Origin of the sequence: Salinibacter sp. (genome assembly GCF_036626415.1) — a bacterium.
Classification (GTDB): domain Bacteria; phylum Bacteroidota; class Rhodothermia; order Rhodothermales; family Salinibacteraceae; genus Salinibacter.
The window spans coordinates 1-18,242 of record NZ_JAZKRW010000058.1 but is presented as its reverse complement, the minus strand read 5'-3'; the positions used below and the strand labels follow the sequence as shown (position 1 = coordinate 18,242).

11 protein-coding genes are annotated in these 18,242 nt (G+C 68.3%); 6 read left to right on the top strand and 5 right to left on the bottom strand.

Translation table 11 applies throughout. The annotated features are described in order from the left end of the window. From V5A20_RS08105 to V5A20_RS08085, 5 genes are all read left to right on the top strand, one after another. Positions 1-1,612: AMP-binding protein (locus V5A20_RS08105; RefSeq protein WP_332327081.1), on the top strand; the 1,612-nt coding region annotated here is incomplete at its 5' end. A gap of 138 nt (positions 1,613-1,750) precedes the next feature. Beyond that, positions 1,751-3,301: a magnesium chelatase gene (locus V5A20_RS08100; protein WP_332316320.1), complete on the top strand. Its 1,551-nt coding sequence runs from the start codon at positions 1,751-1,753 to the stop codon at positions 3,299-3,301. 75 nt (positions 3,302-3,376) lie between these two features. Beyond that, a complete protein-coding gene (locus V5A20_RS08095; RefSeq protein WP_332316319.1) occupies positions 3,377-3,886 on the top strand; it encodes a GNAT family N-acetyltransferase in 510 nt (169 codons plus the stop codon). Positions 3,887-3,955: 69 nt separating this feature from the next. Next, complete coding sequence (locus tag V5A20_RS08090; RefSeq protein WP_332316318.1) at positions 3,956-4,717, top strand: glycosyltransferase family 2 protein; 762 nt, start codon at positions 3,956-3,958, stop codon at positions 4,715-4,717. Positions 4,718-4,788: 71 nt separating this feature from the next. Then, entirely contained in the window at positions 4,789-5,730 is a 942-nt protein-coding gene (locus V5A20_RS08085; protein ID WP_332316317.1) for a branched-chain amino acid transaminase, read from the top strand. 74 nt (positions 5,731-5,804) lie between these two features. Here V5A20_RS08085 and V5A20_RS08080 read toward each other — a convergent pair whose 3' ends face one another. The 4 genes from V5A20_RS08080 to V5A20_RS08065 all read right to left on the bottom strand — a co-directional run bounded on the left by V5A20_RS08080 (position 5,805) and on the right by V5A20_RS08065 (position 13,706). Then, entirely contained in the window at positions 5,805-6,590 is a 786-nt protein-coding gene (locus V5A20_RS08080) for a queuosine precursor transporter (protein ID WP_332327080.1), read from the bottom strand. A gap of 124 nt (positions 6,591-6,714) precedes the next feature. Then, positions 6,715-9,954: a UvrD-helicase domain-containing protein gene (locus V5A20_RS08075; protein ID WP_332316315.1), complete on the bottom strand. Its 3,240-nt coding sequence runs from the start codon at positions 9,952-9,954 to the stop codon at positions 6,715-6,717. A gap of 75 nt (positions 9,955-10,029) precedes the next feature. Further along, positions 10,030-12,870, bottom strand: a complete 2,841-nt coding sequence (locus V5A20_RS08070) for a S9 family peptidase (protein WP_332327079.1) — start codon at positions 12,868-12,870, stop codon at positions 10,030-10,032. Positions 12,871-13,016: 146 nt separating this feature from the next. Then, positions 13,017-13,706: a protein-L-isoaspartate(D-aspartate) O-methyltransferase gene (locus V5A20_RS08065; protein ID WP_332327077.1), complete on the bottom strand. Its 690-nt coding sequence runs from the start codon at positions 13,704-13,706 to the stop codon at positions 13,017-13,019. 194 nt (positions 13,707-13,900) lie between these two features. Between V5A20_RS08065 and V5A20_RS08060 the strand changes: the two genes are divergently transcribed. Beyond that, entirely contained in the window at positions 13,901-16,726 is a 2,826-nt protein-coding gene (locus V5A20_RS08060; RefSeq protein ID WP_332327076.1) for a TonB-dependent receptor, read from the top strand. Between the two features lie 30 nt (positions 16,727-16,756). Here V5A20_RS08060 and V5A20_RS08055 read toward each other — a convergent pair whose 3' ends face one another. Continuing rightward, on the bottom strand, positions 16,757-18,097 hold the full coding sequence (locus V5A20_RS08055; protein ID WP_332327075.1) for an APC family permease: 1,341 nt from the start codon (positions 18,095-18,097) through the stop codon (positions 16,757-16,759). Between the last annotated feature and the right edge of the window lie 145 nt (positions 18,098-18,242).

The window sequence follows — 18,242 nt, the reverse complement described above, 5'->3', positions numbered from 1 at the left end:
CTCAACCCAAAACCCTCAACCCGAAATGAATCTGGTCGAGCTTCTGCAAGCGCAGGCCCGCGAGCGTCCGGACGTGCCGGCGCTGATTGAGTACGACGGAGGCCGCCATGCCTGCACGTTTGCCGATTTGGAGCGACGGGCCGCCCGCGGGGCCGCGCTGTTGCGGACGGCGGGCGTGGGAGACGGCGACGTGGTGCTCGTCCTCCAGCCGATGTCGACGACGCTCTACGTCATCGTGACGGCCCTCCTCCGGGTCGGCGCCGTGGCGATGGTGCCGGACCCCGCGGCCGATCGGGCCCACATCGCCGAGTGCTGCGAGCGGGCCGAGCCGACGGCGCTCGTGGGCCCGCCCCGTGCCCATCTGCTTCGCCTGCTGTCCCGTCCCGTCTGGGGGATTCCCGAGGCGTTCGTCACCGGGCACTGGCCGCTCCCCTTCGCCACCCGGTGGCCAACGGCCCCGGCGCCGCGCGGCACGCAGGCCGAGGCGGCCGACTGCGACGCCGACACGCCGGCCCTTCTCACCTTCACGAGCGGCAGCACCGGCGCGCCAAAGGGGGCGGTGCGGACGCACGGACTCCTCCGGGCCCAGTACGAGGCGCTGCGCGACAACCTCAACCTCCAGCCCGGTCAGATTGACCTCGCCACCCTTCCGGTGTTCGTCCTCGCCAACCTGGCCGCGGGGGTCAGCACCGTTCTCACCGACGCCGACCTGCGCGCCCCGGCCCAGATCGACCCCGCGCCGGTCATCGATCAGATTCAGACGGAGGAGCCGACCCGGACGACCGCCTCACCCGCCTTCTTCGAGCGGCTGATGGACGCGGAGGCAGGCCCGCTGGACCGCTTCGAGCGCCTCTACACGGGGGGCGCACCGGTCTTCCCGGACCTGCTCGACCGGATGCGCGCCGCGGCCCCTTCGGCCGAGATTGTTGCCGTGTACGGGTCGACGGAAGCGGAGCCGATCGCACACGTGGCCGAGAGCGACATCCGACCCGACGATCGCCGGCGGATGGTGGCGGGCGGGGGGCTCCTGGCAGGAGTTCCGGTCGACGAGGTGGAGCTCCGAATTCTACCAGACCGATACGGAACCCCGATTGGCCCGTTCTCGCGAGACGAGTTCAAGGCGGCAACGTGCCCGCCGAACACGCCCGGCGAGGTCGTGGTGGCGGGGCCGCATGTGGTCCCGGGATACCTCGACGGGCGGGGCGACGCTGAGAACAAGTTCGAGGTGGACGGCACGCGGTGGCACCGCACCGGCGATGCGGGGCGGCTCGACGCGGAGGGACGCCTATGGCTGCTGGGCCGCTGCGACGCGACGGTACGCGACGACCGCGGGACGCTTCATCCGTTCGCGGTGGAGTGCGGGGCGCGTCTGCACGACGACGTGCGGCACGCGGCCCTGGCGCCGTGGAAGGGCCGACGCGTGCTCGCCGTGGAACCGCAGTCTCCCGACACAGGCGTCGATCGTGAGGGCCTGCGTGACCAGCTTGCCGATGTCACGCTGGACGAGATTGTCGTGCTGCCCGACATCCCCCTCGACCGGCGGCACAACGCGAAGGTCGACTATCCGGCCCTCGCCGATCGGCTCGATCGGGCGCTCTCGTCCAGGCCGTAGACCGCCGCCCACTCGTTACAGGATCGGGCAGGAATTCGTGGCTCACCCGGTGCGTGAGAGGAACAGCGAAGGGGCGGTTGCGGTGCCATTCTCGTCCTAATTTGGTCGCTGTTCCTCCCCACGAACCGTCGCTCTTCCATGGCCCTCACCGATCGTACGACGCTTGGCGAACTCAAAGAGGCCGACTACCAGGTCCGCTCCGTCAAAGACGAGATGCGGGCCAACCTGATGCAGAAGCTTCGTGCCGGCGAAGAGGTCTTTCCCGGCATCCTGGGCTACGACGAGACCGTCATTCCGCGGATCCAGAACGCCATCCTCGCGAAGCACGACCTCATCCTGCTGGGGCTGCGCGGACAGGCCAAGAGCCGCCTCATTCGCATGCTGCCGCGGCTCCTCGACGACTACATTCCCGTGATCGAGGACACGCCCCTCAATGAGGATCCCTTCAACCCGATCACCAAGCAGGGGCGCGAGCTCGTGGAGGAGAAGGGCGACGACACGCCGATCGAGTGGCTGCCGCGGGAGGCGCGCTACGGCGAGAAGTTGGCGACGCCGGACACCACGATCGCCGATCTCATCGGCGACATCGACCCCATCAAGGCCGCCAACGAGCGGCTCACCTACGCCGACGAGGAGGTGATCCACTTCGGCATCGTCCCGCGCACCAACCGGGGCATCTTCGCGATCAACGAGCTCCCGGACCTGCAGCCGCGCATCCAGGTGGGGCTCTTCAACATCATGGAGGAGCAGGACATCCAGATCCGCGGGTTCAACGTGCGCTTCCCGCTCGACGTGATGATGGTCTTCTCCGCCAACCCGGAGGACTACACGAGCCGCGGCAACCTGGTGACGCCGCTCAAGGACCGCATCGACAGCCAGATTACGACCCATTACCCGAAGACGATCGAGACAGGCAGAACCATCACCGAGCAGGAGGCGTGGCAGGACCGCGCCGACGGGGCGGCGGCGGTGGACGTGCACATCCCGCACTTCTTCCGCGAGATTGTGGAGCAGATCGCGTTCGAGGCTCGAGACAGCGAGTACATCGACCAGACCTCGGGGGTCTCCGTCCGCGTGACGCGGGCGGCGCTGGAGGCGCTAATCTCCGCGGCGGAGCGGCGGGCCCTCCTGAACGGGGAGGACGAAACGACTGTCCGCATCAGCGACCTGATGCACGTGGCGCCGGCCATCACCGGCAAGGTGGAGCTCGTCTACGAGGGCGAGCAAGAGGGGGCTGAGAGCGTGGCGCTCTCCCTCATCGGACAGGCCATCCGGGAGCTCTTCAATCAGTACTTTCCCAACCCGAGCGACAAGGAGGAGGGCCGGCCGGAGTACGAGGAGGTGCTCAACTGGTTCTCGCAGGGGAATACCGTCGAGATCGACCAGGACATGAGCGACCGGGCGTACGCCGACACGCTCGGCCAGATCGACGGCCTCCAGGCCCTGGTGGAGGAGCACCTGTCCCCAGATACTGAGGGCGAGACGCGGTCGGGGATGGAGTTCGTCGTCGAGGCCCTGCACCAGCACTCGCTCGTCGGCAAGGAGATCGGCGACGGCGGGCAGACCTACGACGACATCATGGGCTCGATGCTCTCCTCCATTGGCGATGGTGGCATGCCGGACGACGACTTCGATGAGGGCGACTTCGACGATGACGATGATGACGATCCGCTCAGCCGGTATCGGTAAGACGTCGACGCCTAGACGCCAAAAGGTTGAAAGGTCGTAGGGAATCGAAGCTCATCTCAAAACGACGATTCGCACATGGAGGACGCGCCGCTTGTGTCGATCCGCAAGGCCACGCCCGACGACGCAAAGACGCTCGTCGACCTCATCTTGGAGCTCGCCACCTACGAGAACCTGCTCGACGAGGCGGAGCCGAGCGTGGAGCTGCTGGAGGAGCACCTGTCCGAGGAGGCGCTGACGGGGTGCGAGGCGCTCCTCGCCGAGACGGAGCGCGACACGGCGGTCGGCTTTGCGCTCTTCTTCCACAACTACTCCACCTTCCAGACCAACGCGGGGCTGTACGTGGAGGACCTCTTCGTGCGGTCGACGTACCGCGAGGAGGGCATCGGCTTCGCGCTCTTTCGGCGCCTCGCACAGATCGCCGAGCGGCGGGGCTGCCGTCGCATCGACTGGGCGGTGCTGGACTGGAATCAGGAGGCGATCGACTTCTACGATGAGCTCGGCGCCGAGCCGCTCGACGACTGGACGACCATGCGCCTGGATGAGGAGGCCATCGAGGAGGTCGCCACGGCGGAGGTAGCGGCGTAACGACACGGGGGCGGCCCGACTCTGAATCATGCTTCCTCTCGCCACTCCTGCCTGCATTCCCACCCCTCCGTGACGACGCTCGCCATTATCCCCGCCTTCAACGAAGCCCGGGCCATCGGGCCCGTCATCGGCGACATTCCCGACGGCTGGGTCGACGAGGTGGTCGTCGTCAACAACGCCTCCACCGACGCGACGAAGGCCAATGCCCGCGCCGCCGGGGCCACTGTGGTCGACGAGCCCCAGCAGGGCTACGGGGCCGCGTGCCTGCGCGGCATCGAGTACGCAAAGACGAGGCGGCCGGACATCGTCGTCTTCCTGGACGGCGACTACAGCGACCACCCGGACGAGATGCCGCGCCTCGTGGAGCCGATCGCCGCCGACACGGCGGACTTCGTGGTGGGCTCCCGCATTCGGGGGGACGCCGAGCCGGGGGCGCTGCTGCCGCAGGCGCAGATGGGCAACCGGTTCGCCTGCTCGCTCATGTCGCGCCTCTGGGGCGCAAACTACACCGACCTCGGGCCCTTCCGGGCCATCCGGTTCTCTGACCTGCGGGCCCTCGACATGCAGGACGAGACCTTCGGCTGGACCATCGAGATGCAGATCCGGGCTCTGGAGGCCGGGCTCCGCGTCGAGGAAGTTCCGGTCTCGTACCGGCGCGGCATCGGGCCCTCCAAAATCACGGGCACGCTCTCGGGCACCGTCAAGGCCTCCGCCAAGATCCTCTGGACCATCGGCCGCATGGCCGCGACCACACGCCGGCGCGCCCCGCGGCTCCGAGAACGGGTGGGCCGAGCCCGGGCCGATGCCCCCATGCCTGAGGCAAAGGGCTGAACCTTTCCCCTAGGGCGTCGTTTTTCTCCCAATTCGCCACGTTATCCCCCGACCTTTCGCCCCCCGTCGCCATGGAGCCCGACATCTGGTACAACGGAGACTTTATCGATCACCAGGACGCCGAAATTCACGTCCTCTCCCACGTCATCCACTACGGGTCCTCGGTCTTTGAGGGCATTCGGTGCTACGAGACGGACCAGGGGTCGGCGGTCTTTCGGCTCGAAGAGCACATGCAGCGCCTGGTCGACTCCGCGAAGGTGTACCGGATGGAGATTCCCTACTCACTGGACGAGCTCACCCAGGCGGTGGTCGACACGATCGAGCGTAGCGGCCTGCGCGAATGCTACATCCGGCCCGTCACGCTCCGAGGGGAAGGCCCGATGGGGGTGAACCCGCTCGACAATCCGGTGGAGACGTTCATTGCCGTGTGGGAGTGGGGCGAGTACCTGGGCGAAGAGGCCCTCGAACAGGGCGTCGATGTGGAGGTGGCCAGCTGGAACCGCATGGCCCCCAACACCTTCCCGGCGATGGCGAAGGCGGGCGGCAACTACCTGAACGCCTCCCTTGTGAAGATGAATGCCATCAAGAACGGCAAGATGGAGGGCATCATGCTGAGCACCGACGGCTACGTGGCCGAGGGGAGCGGGGAAAATCTCTTCGTGGTGAAGAACGGCACGCTGTACACCGCGCCGACGGGACTGTCCATCCTGCCCGGCATCACGCGGGCCTCCATCATCGCCCTGGCGGAGGAGCGGGGCTACGAGGTGGAGGAGAAGAAAATTCCCCGCGAGGCGCTCTACACGGCCGACGAGCTCTTCTTTACGGGCACGGCCGCGGAGGTGACGCCCATCCGCACGGTCGACGACTACACCATCGGCTCCGGCTCGCGCGGGCCCATTACGAAAGAGCTGCAGGATGCCTTCTTTGAGGTCGTGAAGCAGGGACATGATCCCCACGACTGGCTTACGTTCGTGGACGTGCCGGCGGCGGACGAACCGGAGATGGCGGCGTAGGGCGTTGGCGCGCCAGACGGTTGAAGGTTGGACGGGTTGTGGGTTCGTTCTAGACTGCCGAGGGGTGATATGTCTCATCCCGGCACGCCGTCCGTCTCCATGATTCGTGGGTCGTCCTGGATCCAGTTCGTGAGGTAGTGGGTGGCGACGTAGAAGAGCGGCGTGTCGAGCGCCGCGATGCCGATCTTGAAGACGTACTGCCCGAAGACGATGCCCTGCCACGTCTCGAAGGTGAGGGGATCGGTGCCCGGGTTGCCGTCGACCTCCGGCCAGATGACGAGCGCGATGGTGACCACCATGATCGTGTCGACGAGCTGGCTGAAGAAGGTGGAGCCGTTGTTGCGGAGCCACATGTACTTCCCGTCCGTGAGGCGGCGCCAGAACTCAAAGATCTGCACGTCGATGAACTGGGAGGCGAGGTAGGCGATCATCGACCCGAGCACGATGCCGGGCAGGAGACCGAACACCGAGTTGAACGCCTCCGCAGTCACGGGCGACTGCTCGTAGGTGGGGGCCGCGTTGGCGATCCACACCACGAGCGTGATGAAGACGCTCACCACGAAGCCGGCGCCCACGACCGTGTTGGCCCGCTTCCGCCCGTAGATCTCCGAGATGAGGTCCGTCGCCAGAAAGGTGACCGGGTACGCGATGATGCCGCACGAGAGCTCCTGCCCGAACAGGACGAAGAACTTGCTCGCGATGGCGTTCGTGATGACGAGCGCCCCGATGAAGATGCCGGCCAGGACGGTAAACGCGCGCTCAGCGCGGGACGGGTCGGCGTTCCGCAGGTGCTCGAGGTCGTGGCCGGGCAGGGTGGCGTCCGGTTTCGGACGCGTGGTAGTGGAGTCGGACGGGGGCACGCGGCAGCGGAAGCCTGTGAGCAAGAGTGACCCTATCTCCAAAACCCAAACGTGCCCGTTCGTTTCTCGACGGAGAGAATCGTAACGAGTGCGGTGCGCGAAGGAGCCGTGCGCTCGGCACGGCCTACGCGGCGTCGACAGTCTGCACGAGCTCCTGGGGGGCCGCGTCGAGGAAGGCGGTGGGGCGTCGGTCGTAGCCGCGCTCGCGCTCCGGGTACGTGAGCACGAGGTGCCGCTCCGCCCGCGTCATGCCCACGTACAGCAGGCGGCGGCTTTCCCGGCGCTCCTCCGGGTCGCGGGCGAAGTAGGGCGGAAAGGCGTTGTCGTGCGCGTCCATGCACACCACCCGTTCGAATTCGAGCCCCTTGGCGCTGTGGTAGGTGGAGAGGGTGATCACGTCCTCGCCCCGCGGCGCAGTGTCTTCGCCCCAGAGGGCGAGGTGCGTGAGCAGGTCGGCCAGCGCCTCGCTTCGGAGCGGGCGGTCGGCATAGGGGGCGAAGAGGGCCTCCAGGCGGCGGGCGAGGCCGGGCTGCAGGCCCGCGGAGACGGTCAGGAGGGCGTCCTCGTCGATCAGCGCGTAGAGCGCGTGCTGGCGCAGGCGGTCCGGCAGGGCCCGGGGCAGGAGCGAGCGCAGGTCGTCCCCGGCGGGGGAGGCGTCGCGCAGGGCCCACGTGTGGCCCACCTGAAGAAAAATCTGGGCGTCGTCCGACAGCGCCTCGGGGGCGGGCGACTCGTACGTGAGGGCCGCGACGAGGAGGGGGAGCAGCGGCTCGTGGGCCAGCACACGACGCTGGCGGGCGCGCTCCTCCTGCATCCGTTCGAGGAGGCGCTGCTGATCCTCGCAGTCGGCCAGGGCGCGATGGGCGGTGTCCGCCGCGTCGTCGAGGAGCGTCTCGCGAAGGTGGGCGGCGTCGTAGCGGCGGAGATTGGGGAACAGCTCGTGCGCGGCGGGCAGCAGGTCGTAGGTGGTGGCCCAGCGCGCCTCGGCGTCGTGCGCCTCGGCGAGGCGGCGCAGGACGCGGAAGTCGTACCGCTGGCCGTTGTGGGCGACGAGCGGGGCCGGGCCCACGAAGTCACAGAAGTCGGCCCAGACGGCGGCCATGGGCCGGGCCTCGTCGAAGTCGGTGTCCGGATCCAGCCCACACACCGTGCGCAGCGTCTCGCGCTCGTCGGCCGTCAGGTCGCTGGGCAGGCGCACGAGTTCGGAAAATCGGTCGACGACCTCTCCGTCGCGCACCTTCAGGCCTCCGATCTCGGCGACGCGGCAGTGGCGCGGGTCGGTGCTCGTGGCCTCGAGGTCGACCATCACGTACTCGGGGAAGAGCGGCTCGGGCGCCGACGGGCCGGTCGTGACCTGCAGCAGCTCGAGCAGCCGGACGGACGGGCTGTGGAAGGCCGCGCCGGGGTCCACCACGTGCACGTCGTCCGGATCCACCCCGAGCAGGGTCTTCTGGTCGGACGGCAGGGAGTCGCCGGGGGTGAGCAGAAGAATCTGGGGCGTGTCGGTCGAGCCCGAAAAGGCCCCCGTCCGCTCGGCCCAGCGGAGGAGCGCCTCCAGGTCGGTCGTGAGGACCACGTCGTCGGCCCCGAGCGGCGGGATGCCCTCGTCGGCCGGGCGGGCGAAAAGGGCCTCCTGCATCTCGGGCAGTGGGGCGGGCGGGTCGGTTTCGAGGTCGAGCGCCCGCCGCGTGAGCTGGCGCCAAAGGCGGGTGATCTGCGGCGTGCGGTGGTGGAGCAGGAGCCGGGGCGGATCGGAGGCCTCCGACGCCTCGCGCCACCGCCCCAAAACGCCCCCGGCCGCACGAACGGACGGCAGCGTGGCGGGGTCGGTGAGGGCATCGGCATCGCGACGGAGCAGCTGGAGGGGGTCGCCGAGCTGACGGAGCGCCTCGCGGGCGAAGGGGCCGATGGCGAGGTCCTCGTCCCGTGTCTTCTGCAGGAGGTTGGTGATCGTGGCGTAGGTCTGCTCGAGGCGGTCCACGGACGGTTCAAGTCCGGCGCTCCGGCGGGCCCGCTCGTTGGACACGACGGTCTGGAAGAGGACCCAGAGGCCGGCGTCCGGCATGCTCCGCTCGCCGAAGTCGCGCAGCCGTGCCATCACGTCGTCCGGCAGCATCTGCGCCAGCAGCTCCGTCATGGGGGCGTCGAGCGGCCGGTCGCGGCGGTGGGCGTCGACGACGCGGAGCAGGGCGTGCAGCTTTTGGGCCGGGGGGGTGTCCAGCAGGTTCTCGCTCTGGCTCGTCTCGCAGGCCAGGCCGGCCCGGAGGCAGGCCCGCTCCAGGGCCGCCAGGCGGCGGTTCCAGCGGGTCAAGACGGCCAGGTCGCTCCGGGCGGCCCCGTCGTCGATCCAGTCGCGCAGCTGGCGGAGCACGTAGGTGCGTTCGGCCTCCGGGTCGTCACAGGCGACGAGGCGCACCGGCTCCGTGCCCGGGTCCGACGTCCGGATGGCGCCGCGCTGCTTCAAGCGGCCCTCGCCGTCGAGCACGGCCTCCGCCACCGCAAAGATGGAGCGGTTGGAGCGGTAGTTCGTGGTGAGGACGTGGCGCGTGCCGCGCTCCTCGGAGCAGTCGAAGCGCTCGATGTAGCGGCGGAGGTTCGCGGGGCGCGCGCCCCGGAAGCGGTAGACGGACTGGTCGTCGTCCGCCACGCAGTAGAGATGGGCGCCCGCCTCGCCGAGGCGCCGGATGATGTCGAACTGCACCGGGTCGGTGTCCTGAAATTCGTCGACGAGCACCGCCTCGGTCTCCTCGACCAGGTCGGCCCGCACGTCCGGGTGGGTGCGCAGCAGGTCGCGCGTCTTGACGAGCAGGTCGTCGAAGTCGAGGGCCCCCCGGTCCGTCAGCATCCGCTCGTACTCGCGCAGGCCGTCCGTCAGCTGCCCGGACACGGTGTCGATCCCGAGCTTGATGCGGCTGACGTGTGTCTTGACCTGGCGGTAGCTGTGGAGGTCGTGTGCCTTGCACCAGTCCTCGTGCGCCTCGTACCAGCCTTGCCAGAAGGCGTCGGTGACCGTGTCGTCGACCACGATGAAGTCGTCGGGCACGTCCGCGGGCTCGGGGTGTGCGCGGAGGGTTTCGTAGCAGAAGTGGTGAATGGTGCCGGCGCGGACGTGCTGCGCTTCCGGGCCCACGAGCTCAGTCAGGCGGGCCGTAAGCTGCCGGGCGGCCCGTCGCGTGAAGGTGACGAGGACGAGGCGGGACGGCGTCACGGCCTCGTGCTCGATGAGGTGGGCGGCCCGGCACACGAGGACGCGCGTCTTGCCGGTCCCCGGCCCCGCCACCACGAGCTGGGGCGCCATCGAGGCGGTGACGGCGGCCCGCTGGTCGGGGTTGAGGTCGGGCCAGTCGGCGGGGCGAGAGGGCACGGGGGCGTGGGCGTAAAGACGGTAGCGAGTGAGAACACGGCGTGTGTGCGGAGCGGCTGGGGGACGACGACGCGCCTACTCCTCCGACGCGCCCGTCGGGGGCTCCAGGCCGAGCGTGCGTCCCTGCTCAACGGCCGGAACGCCCTCCTCGAGCCACGCCGGCGCGGGGGCGCCCTTCAGGTAGTGGTCGAAGAACTGCTGCATGCGGATCGTCCAGTCCCGGATCTCGGCGAGGTCGGTGGGCCAGTGCACCTCCCCCGTGTAATTGAGGAGCCACGCCGGCTTGTTGAGGCGCCGGAGCGCGACGAACAGCTCGATGCCCTGCTCCCAGGGCACGGCCGAGTCCTGGTCGTTGTGCATCATCAGGAGGGGCGTGTCGATGCGGTCGGCCTGGAAAATGGGTGAGTTGTTGATGTATCGCATCGGCGTGTCCCACAGGCTGCCGCCGATGCGGCTCTGCGTGTCCTCGTACTGAAACATGCGGCTCATGCCGGTGCCCCACCGAATGCCGCCGTACGCGCTGATCATGTTGGACACCGGCGCGCCCGCCTCCGCCGCCGCGAAGAGGTCCGTCTTCGTCACCATGTGCGCGATCTGGTAGCCGCCCCAGCTGTGGCCCTGCACGCCGATGCGGTCCTCGTCCACGTAGCTGCGGTCCGCGAGCCGCGTGACGCCCGGCATCACCGACTGCATCGCGCTCTCGCCGGGGTAGCCCTCTTCGTAGTGGATGTCCGGAACGAACACGAGGTACCCGCGGCTGGCGTAGAACGTGAAGTTGATGATCGAGCGGTGGGCCGCCGGGGCGTAGTGCGCGTGCAGGTCGTCGCTGTACTGTTCGTAGAAGTACGTCATCATCGGGTACTCCTTCGCCGGATCGAAATCCTCTGGTGTGTACAACAGGCCCTCCAGCTGCTCGCCGTTCGCCGAGGTCCACGCCACGCGCTCGACCGTGGCCCAGCGGTACTCCTGCTGCTGCGGGTTGACGGTGCTGAGCTTCTGCGGATCCTTGAATGAGCGATCTGCCACCCGTAGGTCGGGAAATTCCCGGACGCTCTCCCGGGTGTAGAGCAGCCGATCGGCGTCGTCGGCCGTTTCCGGCGTAGAGAACGACCGGTCCATCATGCGGAGCTCCGTGGGGTCGCCACCGCCGATCCGGGTGCGGTAGAAGCCGTCGGCTTTCGTTTCCGTGTGGAAGGCAGAGAGGAGGAGGGTGTCCGGCACCACCGTCGGCGGGTTAACGGGGTTGGGCCAGTCGCCCCAGGCCGCCGGGGTGCGGTCGTCGGCGAGGGAGACGTGGCGGAGGCGCAGGCTGTTGGCGCGGCCCACCTCGTCGGTCACGGCCTGCGCGTCGTCGGGGCGGTCGGGGTCGACGGCCCACACGTCGTGCCGGTCGTAGAGAAGCACCTGGGCGTCGCCCTCGGTCCACCCCGCGAGGCCGTACGGGCCCGCCGGGTAGGGCACGTCGTGCCGGTGGTCGTGGACGGCGTGGGGAATTGACGCGGAGAGCGTCCGTCGTTCCCGCGTGTCGGTGTCGAGCCCCTGCCAGGCGCGCGCCTCGCGGTCCCACCACGCCAGGTAATCGCCCCGCGGCGAAAGCTGCGGAACGGCCTGCACGTCCCGGAGCACGCGGGTGCGCTCCCCGCTCTGGAGGTCAATGAGGTAGGCATCGTACGCCGGGGGCCAGTCCCACGAGAGTTCTTGGCGGTACGGCCGGTTGGTCACGCCGAGGGCCACGTTGCCGGTGCCCTCATCCGCAACAGTGACGGCCGGCACGGCCTCCGTGGCGAGCTGGAGTGTCCGGTCCGCGTCTGCGAAATGAACGGCCCGGTACGTCTGCTCCGTCCGGTCGTCGGCCCGCTCTTTCTGCATCGGCTGCAGGTACGGGTCCTGCCAGTGCCAGACGTCCACCTCCACCTGCTCTTCCTCCAGGAGGCTGTCTTGTTCGACGGGGGCAGGCGGGGTGGGGGCCGTCCCGAAGAACACGCGCGCCCCGTCCGCCGAGAACGACAGATCGGCCTGCTCGCTGACGAGCCAGTCGTTGGGAAGCGCCGCCGCGCCGGAGTGCACGGCCGCCCGCGGCTCGGCGTCGCCCACGGTCCAGTGGTAGAGCGTGTTGTCGTGGTGCGGGACGTCGGTGCTGTCGGGGCCGTGTAGGAAGGCGACCTGCGTGCCCGCGTCGTCCAGTGCCGTCTGCGGGTAGGTCTGCTCGCTGGCGTGGAGCATCGTCTCCTGTGGGGTCTCGCCGTCGAGCCGGACGGCGTGGAGGCTGCGTTCGGCCGTGTCGGCGGCCGTGTAGGTAAGCAGCGGGCCCTCCTCGGCGACGGCGTAGTCGGTCACGTGGTCGTACCGCCACGTCTCGCCGCTGTCCAGGTGGTGGAGCGTGAGCGGCGCCCCGTCGGCGTCGTCGTCTTCCCCTTCCGACTCGCTGCTATCGGGGCGGGGCGGGGCGTGGTGGTAGGCGATCCAGTCGCGCCCCCCGTCGGGCAGCTTGTAGGACTGGACGCGGTCGACGCGGGTCGTGTCGCCCGTCGCCAGGGAGAGCAGGCCGAGGGCGGGTTTTGGGCGCTTCGGCGGCGGAACGTCGTCGAGCCGGGCCTGCCGGGTCGAGTCGTACGGCGGGGCAATCTGATACACGACGAACTGCGTGTCCGTCGTGAACTGCGCCGCCTCGCCGCGGGGCACCGTGTAGGTCTGCCGGGGATCTACGCGCTTCACCTGAAGGGTGTCGTCTCCTTTCGGGGGGCTCGTGCGGTACCGCACCCACGCGCCGTCGTCCGACAGGGCCTGGGCCTCGATCTCCTGCCACCGGTCGTAGTCGTCGTGGGTGAGCGGCTGGTCCTGGGCCTGGGTGGCGGCAGGGGCGACGGAGAGTCCGAGTGCGGCGAGGAGTAGTGCGGCGGGAACCAGGTGACGCATGGAGGGCGACGGGACGAGCGGGGCGGGAGAGTGCACCCGCAATGTAGGTGACGCAGGGGCCAACGAAAAGCGCGAGGCCGCCAGACGAGAGCAGAGAGGGTCCGATCCCGGGGACCGGAGAGGAGAGCGCGGGGGATCAGTGCGGCTCAGTCTTCTGGATGCAGAAACGGGACGAACCGGACGGGCGCGAGCGTTCGCCGGGCGATGTCGCCGTCGTCCTTGGTGACGAGGGTGAGTTCCTGCGTTCCGCCGGTCGGGCCCACCGGCACGATCATTCGGCCCCCGTCCGCGAGCTGATCGAGGAGGGGCGGCGGAATCTCTTCGGGCGCGGCCGTGACGACGATCGCGTCGAACGGCGCGCGGCTCGGCCAGCCCTCGAAGCCATCGGCGTTGCGGACGACGACGTTGTCGTAGCCGAGTCGGCGGAGCCGCTTCGTGGCCGTGGCGGCCAGCTCGGGGATGATCTCGAGGGTGTAGACCGAGTCGACAATCGTGGAGAGCACGGCGGCCTGGTAGCCCGAGCCGGTGCCAATTTCGAGCACGCGGTCGGACGCGTCGGGATCTACGAGGGCCGTCATGCGGGCCACGATGTAGGGTTGCGAGATGGTCTGATCGTGGCCGATGGGGAGGGGACGGTCCGCGTAGGCGAGCTCCGGGGCGACGCCGGGCACGAACCGGTGGCGCGGCACGGAGCGCATCGCCCGCAGCACCGCGGGACTCGTGATGCCGCGGGCGGCGATCTGCCGCTCCACCATGCGGGTGCGCAGGCCTGCATGCTTCCACGAGGTGTCGGGTGGGGGCGCAAGCAGAAGAAGGCCGAGGAGGGTGGCGAGCATGGCGCAGGATCGGAGCGAAAAGAGGAGTGCTTTCTTTAACGAACGGAAGTAAAGGCCCGTTCAAAAGCGTTCGCGAAAGTGTGCAGGCCCCGTTACGGCCGGGGCTCTCTACAGGATTTCCATAGTATCTCTCTGGGGCATCCCCTTACTTGGGAAGCGTTCATTGTACCCCGACCGATATTTCGAGCGTTGCCATGCTCTCATTCCTGTCGCCCCGCCGTTCCCGCGCCCCCTGGTTCGTTGTGTTAGGCATGGCGCTCGTGTGTGGCGTGTGGGCGCTGTCGCCGGACGTCGGGCAGGCCCAGACGAGAGGCACCATCGAAGGCCGGATCGTGGACGCCGAGACGGGGGATCCGCTCAGCGGCGCCAACGTGCAGGTGCTCGGCACCGAGCGCGGCACCACGACCGACACGGACGGACGGTTCAACATTCGCGTTCGGGTCGGCACGATCCCGCTCCGGGCCAGCTTCGTCGGCTATACGTCCCGGCGGAAAGACGTGGAGGTTGACGTCGACGAGACGGTGCAGGTGCGCTTTCGACTCCAGCCCGGCTCGGCGCTTGACGACGTGGTGGTCGTCGGCAGTCGGAGCCAGAGCCGCTCGGCCCTTCAGTCGGCCGTGCCGGTGGATGCCCTGCCGGTGGACGAGCTGACGGCCCAGTCGCCCCAGACGGACCTGAACCGGCTGCTCACCTACGCGGCCCCCTCGTTCCAGGCCAATCGACAGTCGGCGGCCGACGCGACTGAATTCGTCGATCCGGCCTCGCTGCGCGGCCTTCCGCCCGACCAGCTGCTGGTGCTGGTCAACGGCAAGCGGCGCCACAAGAGCTCGCTCATCAACACCCTGCAGACGGCGGGCAACGGCGCCGCGGGGACCGACCTGAACGCCATTCCCACCGCCGCCATCGAGCAGATTGAGGTGCTCCGCAACGGGGCCGCGGCCCAGTACGGCTCCGACGCCATCGCGGGCGTCATCAACCTCCAGCTGAAGGAAAACACCGACCAGCTCACGACGAGCATCACGACCGGCGTCCACCAGGAGGGCGACGGCGAGCTCGTCGAAGTGGAGGCCAACTACGGATTCGGCCTCGGTGAGGACGGCTTCGTAAACGTGACCGGCACGCTCCGGGACCGCGGCCGCACGAACCGGGCTGACGGCAACAGCCTCATCATCTTCGACCAGTCGGACCAAGGCAACTTCTTTTCCTACCCCTCGGACGACAGTCCCCAGAACCCGTCGGGGGCCCGTCAGATCGACAACCAGATTCTCGAGGACCGCGGGCTGGAGCGTGAGGACTTCAACTTCCGCGTCGGCCAGTCGGAGATCGAGCAGGGCGCCGTCTTCCTGAACTCGGAGGTCGGGCTCAATGATGACGCCACGTTCTACGCCTTCGGCGGCCTGTCGTACAAGAACGGGATCGGGGCGCCCTTCCGCCGCCTGCCGTCGGACCTTGCCTCCATGCCATTCCGCGCCGACGATCCGTCCCCCAGCTTCTTCCCGAATGGCTTTCAGCCGGAGCTCAACTCCGATGTGGTCGACCAGGCCCTCACACTGGGCGTGAAGGGGACGGTCGGGGGCTGGACCTGGGACCTGAGCAACACCTACGGCCGCAACAGCCTCGACTACCAGGTCGACAACACGGTCAACGCCTCGCTCCTGGGGGCGAGCCCGACCAGCATCTATGCCGGAAAGCACGCCTTCAGTCAGAATACGGCGCAGCTCGACGTGTCGCGCTTCTTCGACGAGGCACTGGCGGGCATCAACGTGGCCTTCGGCGGCGCCTACCGCGTCGATCATTACCAGATCTTTGCTGGCGAGGAGGCCTCCTACCGCGACTATGGGCGGGCGCAGGTGATCGACAACAGCGGTCCGGAGCCGGAGCTGGTGACGCGCGACACGCTGGGCAAGCAGGGCGGCGCGCAGGGCTTCGTGGGCTTTCGGCCCGAGAATGAAGTCGACCGCACCCGCAGCAACGTGGCTGCGTACCTGGACACCGAGGTCAACCTGACAGAGGATTTTCTCGTGACGGCCGCCGGGCGCTTCGAGGACTACAGCGACTTCGGCAACACTCTCACTGGCAAGCTGGCGGCCCGTTGGAGCCTAGCCGACGAGCAGCTCAACCTGCGCGGGTCGGTGAGCAACGGCTTTCGAGCCCCGTCGCTCCACCAGCTCTACTTCAACGACGTAAAGACCGACTTCGACGATCAGGGCCGGCTCGCCGAGATCGGCACGTTCAGCAACGACAGTGAGGTGGCACGCGTCCTCGGCGTCCCGCAGCTCGACGAAGAGCAGTCCCGCAGCGCCAGCGTGGGCTTCACGGCCAGCCCCACCGACAACTTCGACCTCACGGTGGATGGCTATCGCATCCGCATCGAGGACCGCATCGTGCTCACCGGCGAGTTCTCGGGCGGCAACATCCAGGGCCTCTTGCAAGAGGTCGGGGCCTCGGGCGCCAAGTTCTTCTCCAACGCCGTCGACACGGAAACCCTCGGGCTTGACGTGGTGGCCACCTACCGGCTGGCCACGCCTACCGGGGACCTGGAGCTCTCCGCCGCTGGTAATTACAACCGGACGGAGGCCGACGACGAACTCAACATTCCCCAGACGCTCCGTGACAACTTCCAGGGCACGACCGAGGAGCTGCGCAACACCTACTTCAGCCCCAAGGAGCGGGCGCTGCTGGAGAAGAGCAGTCCGCGCACGAAGCTGAACCTGTCGGCCGACTACCAGATCGGTCCCGCCTCGCTTTTCCTCCGGACGGTTCGATTTGGAGAGGTGACGCGCAACGAGTTCCCGTTCGGAAGTGAGCAGGTGCACGACCCGCAGTGGGTCCTGGACGCAACGGTCTCCTACCAGCTCACGGAGGAAGCGAGGCTGAGCGTCGGCGCCAACAACCTGTTTGACAACCTCCCCGACGAGCAGATCTTCCCGAACTCCTTCGTCGGCGTCTTCGACTACGCACCGGTGCAGCAAGGCTTCAACGGGGCCTTCTACTTTGCCCGCCTCAACATCCAGCTGTAGCGGCCTCCGTTCGGGACGTATGACGGACGGCTACGGACGGGGCTCGGAGATCGGGGCCTCGTCCGGAGCACCCCAGCGGCTGGCCCCGTAGAGGGCCGCCCCGATGGCCACGATGCTGAGGCCAATGAGCGACTCGGTCGGCCGGTCGAGAACCACGTACACGAGGATCCAGGCGTTGGCCGCCAGGAAGAGGAGCGGTGTCCCCGGGTAGCCCCAGGTTTTATACGGGCGGTCGATCTCGGGACGGCGCCAGCGCAAGACGAATACGCCCGCCACGGTCACCATCGTGGACAGGATGAGCGTGAACCCGGCGTACACGAGCACCTGGTCGAAGGTGGACGTGTAGATGAAGAGGAGGGCCAGGCCCATCTGGAACAGGACGGAGTTGACCGGAATGCCGCGGTCGTTGGTCACCGCGAGCCAGCGGAGCGCGTGGAAGTCTTCGCCCATCGCCTGGGTCACACGCGGGCCCAGGTAGACGAGGGCGCTCACGGTGGAGACGAGGAGCAGGGCGATGAAGAGCGACATCACCTCCCCGCCGTCTGTCCCGAAGATCACGGACCCGGAGAGAAAGCCCACCTCTACCTCCCCGGCCATCTGCTGCGCCGGCACCGTGTAGAGGAAGACGAGGTTGAGCAGCACGTAAAGGATGGTCACCAGTGCGGTGCCCAGCACGAGCGAGAGGGGGAGGTTGCGCTGCGGGGTGCGGATCTCCCCGACGATGTAGATGGCGGCGTTCCACCCGGCGTACGCGTACGACACGAACACGAGTGAGACAGCGAAGCCGGGACTGACGAGTTCCCCCAGGGCGTCTTCGTCCGGGACGACCGTGATGCTGTGGGTGGTCGGGTCGGCCTGGAGGGCCGCGCCCACGAACACGAGGATGAGCAGCACCTTCAGGGCCGTGAACGTGTTCTGGAACCAGCTCCCCCACGTGATGCTGGTGGCGTGGATGGCCGAGCAGAGGAGCACGATGCCCGCCGCCAGATGGGTGGACGACCAGCCCGGAAAGACGGCGGTGGTGTAGTCCCCGAACGCGATGGCGGCGAGCGCCGTGGGCCCCGCAAAGCCGAGAGTCGCCGAGATCCACCCGGCAATAAAGCCGAGCGCGGGATGGTACAACTCCGAGATGAGGTGGTACTCGCCCCCGGAGCGGGGCAGGGCGGCCCCCAACTCCCCGTACGTAAGCGCCCCGCAGAGGGAGATCACGCCGCCCACCGCCCAGAGCATGAGCAGGGCGAAGGGGGAGTCCAGGTATTCGACCTGAAACCCTACGCTGGTGAAGATGCCGGTGCCGACCATGTTGGCCACCACGAGGGACGCGGCAGTCAAGAGGCCCACTTTGACGGGCGTGCGGTCGGGAGTCGTCATCCGCCAGGGGGGTGGGGGTGGGGGGAAGAGACGCGGGGCCGGGGACCGAGAACCACAGTCAGTTCCCAAGAACATCGTGGCCTCAGAAAACTCCCCTCCAAAAGAAAACCCCTTGGCTGCAAATTGCAACCAAGGGGCGGTGCCC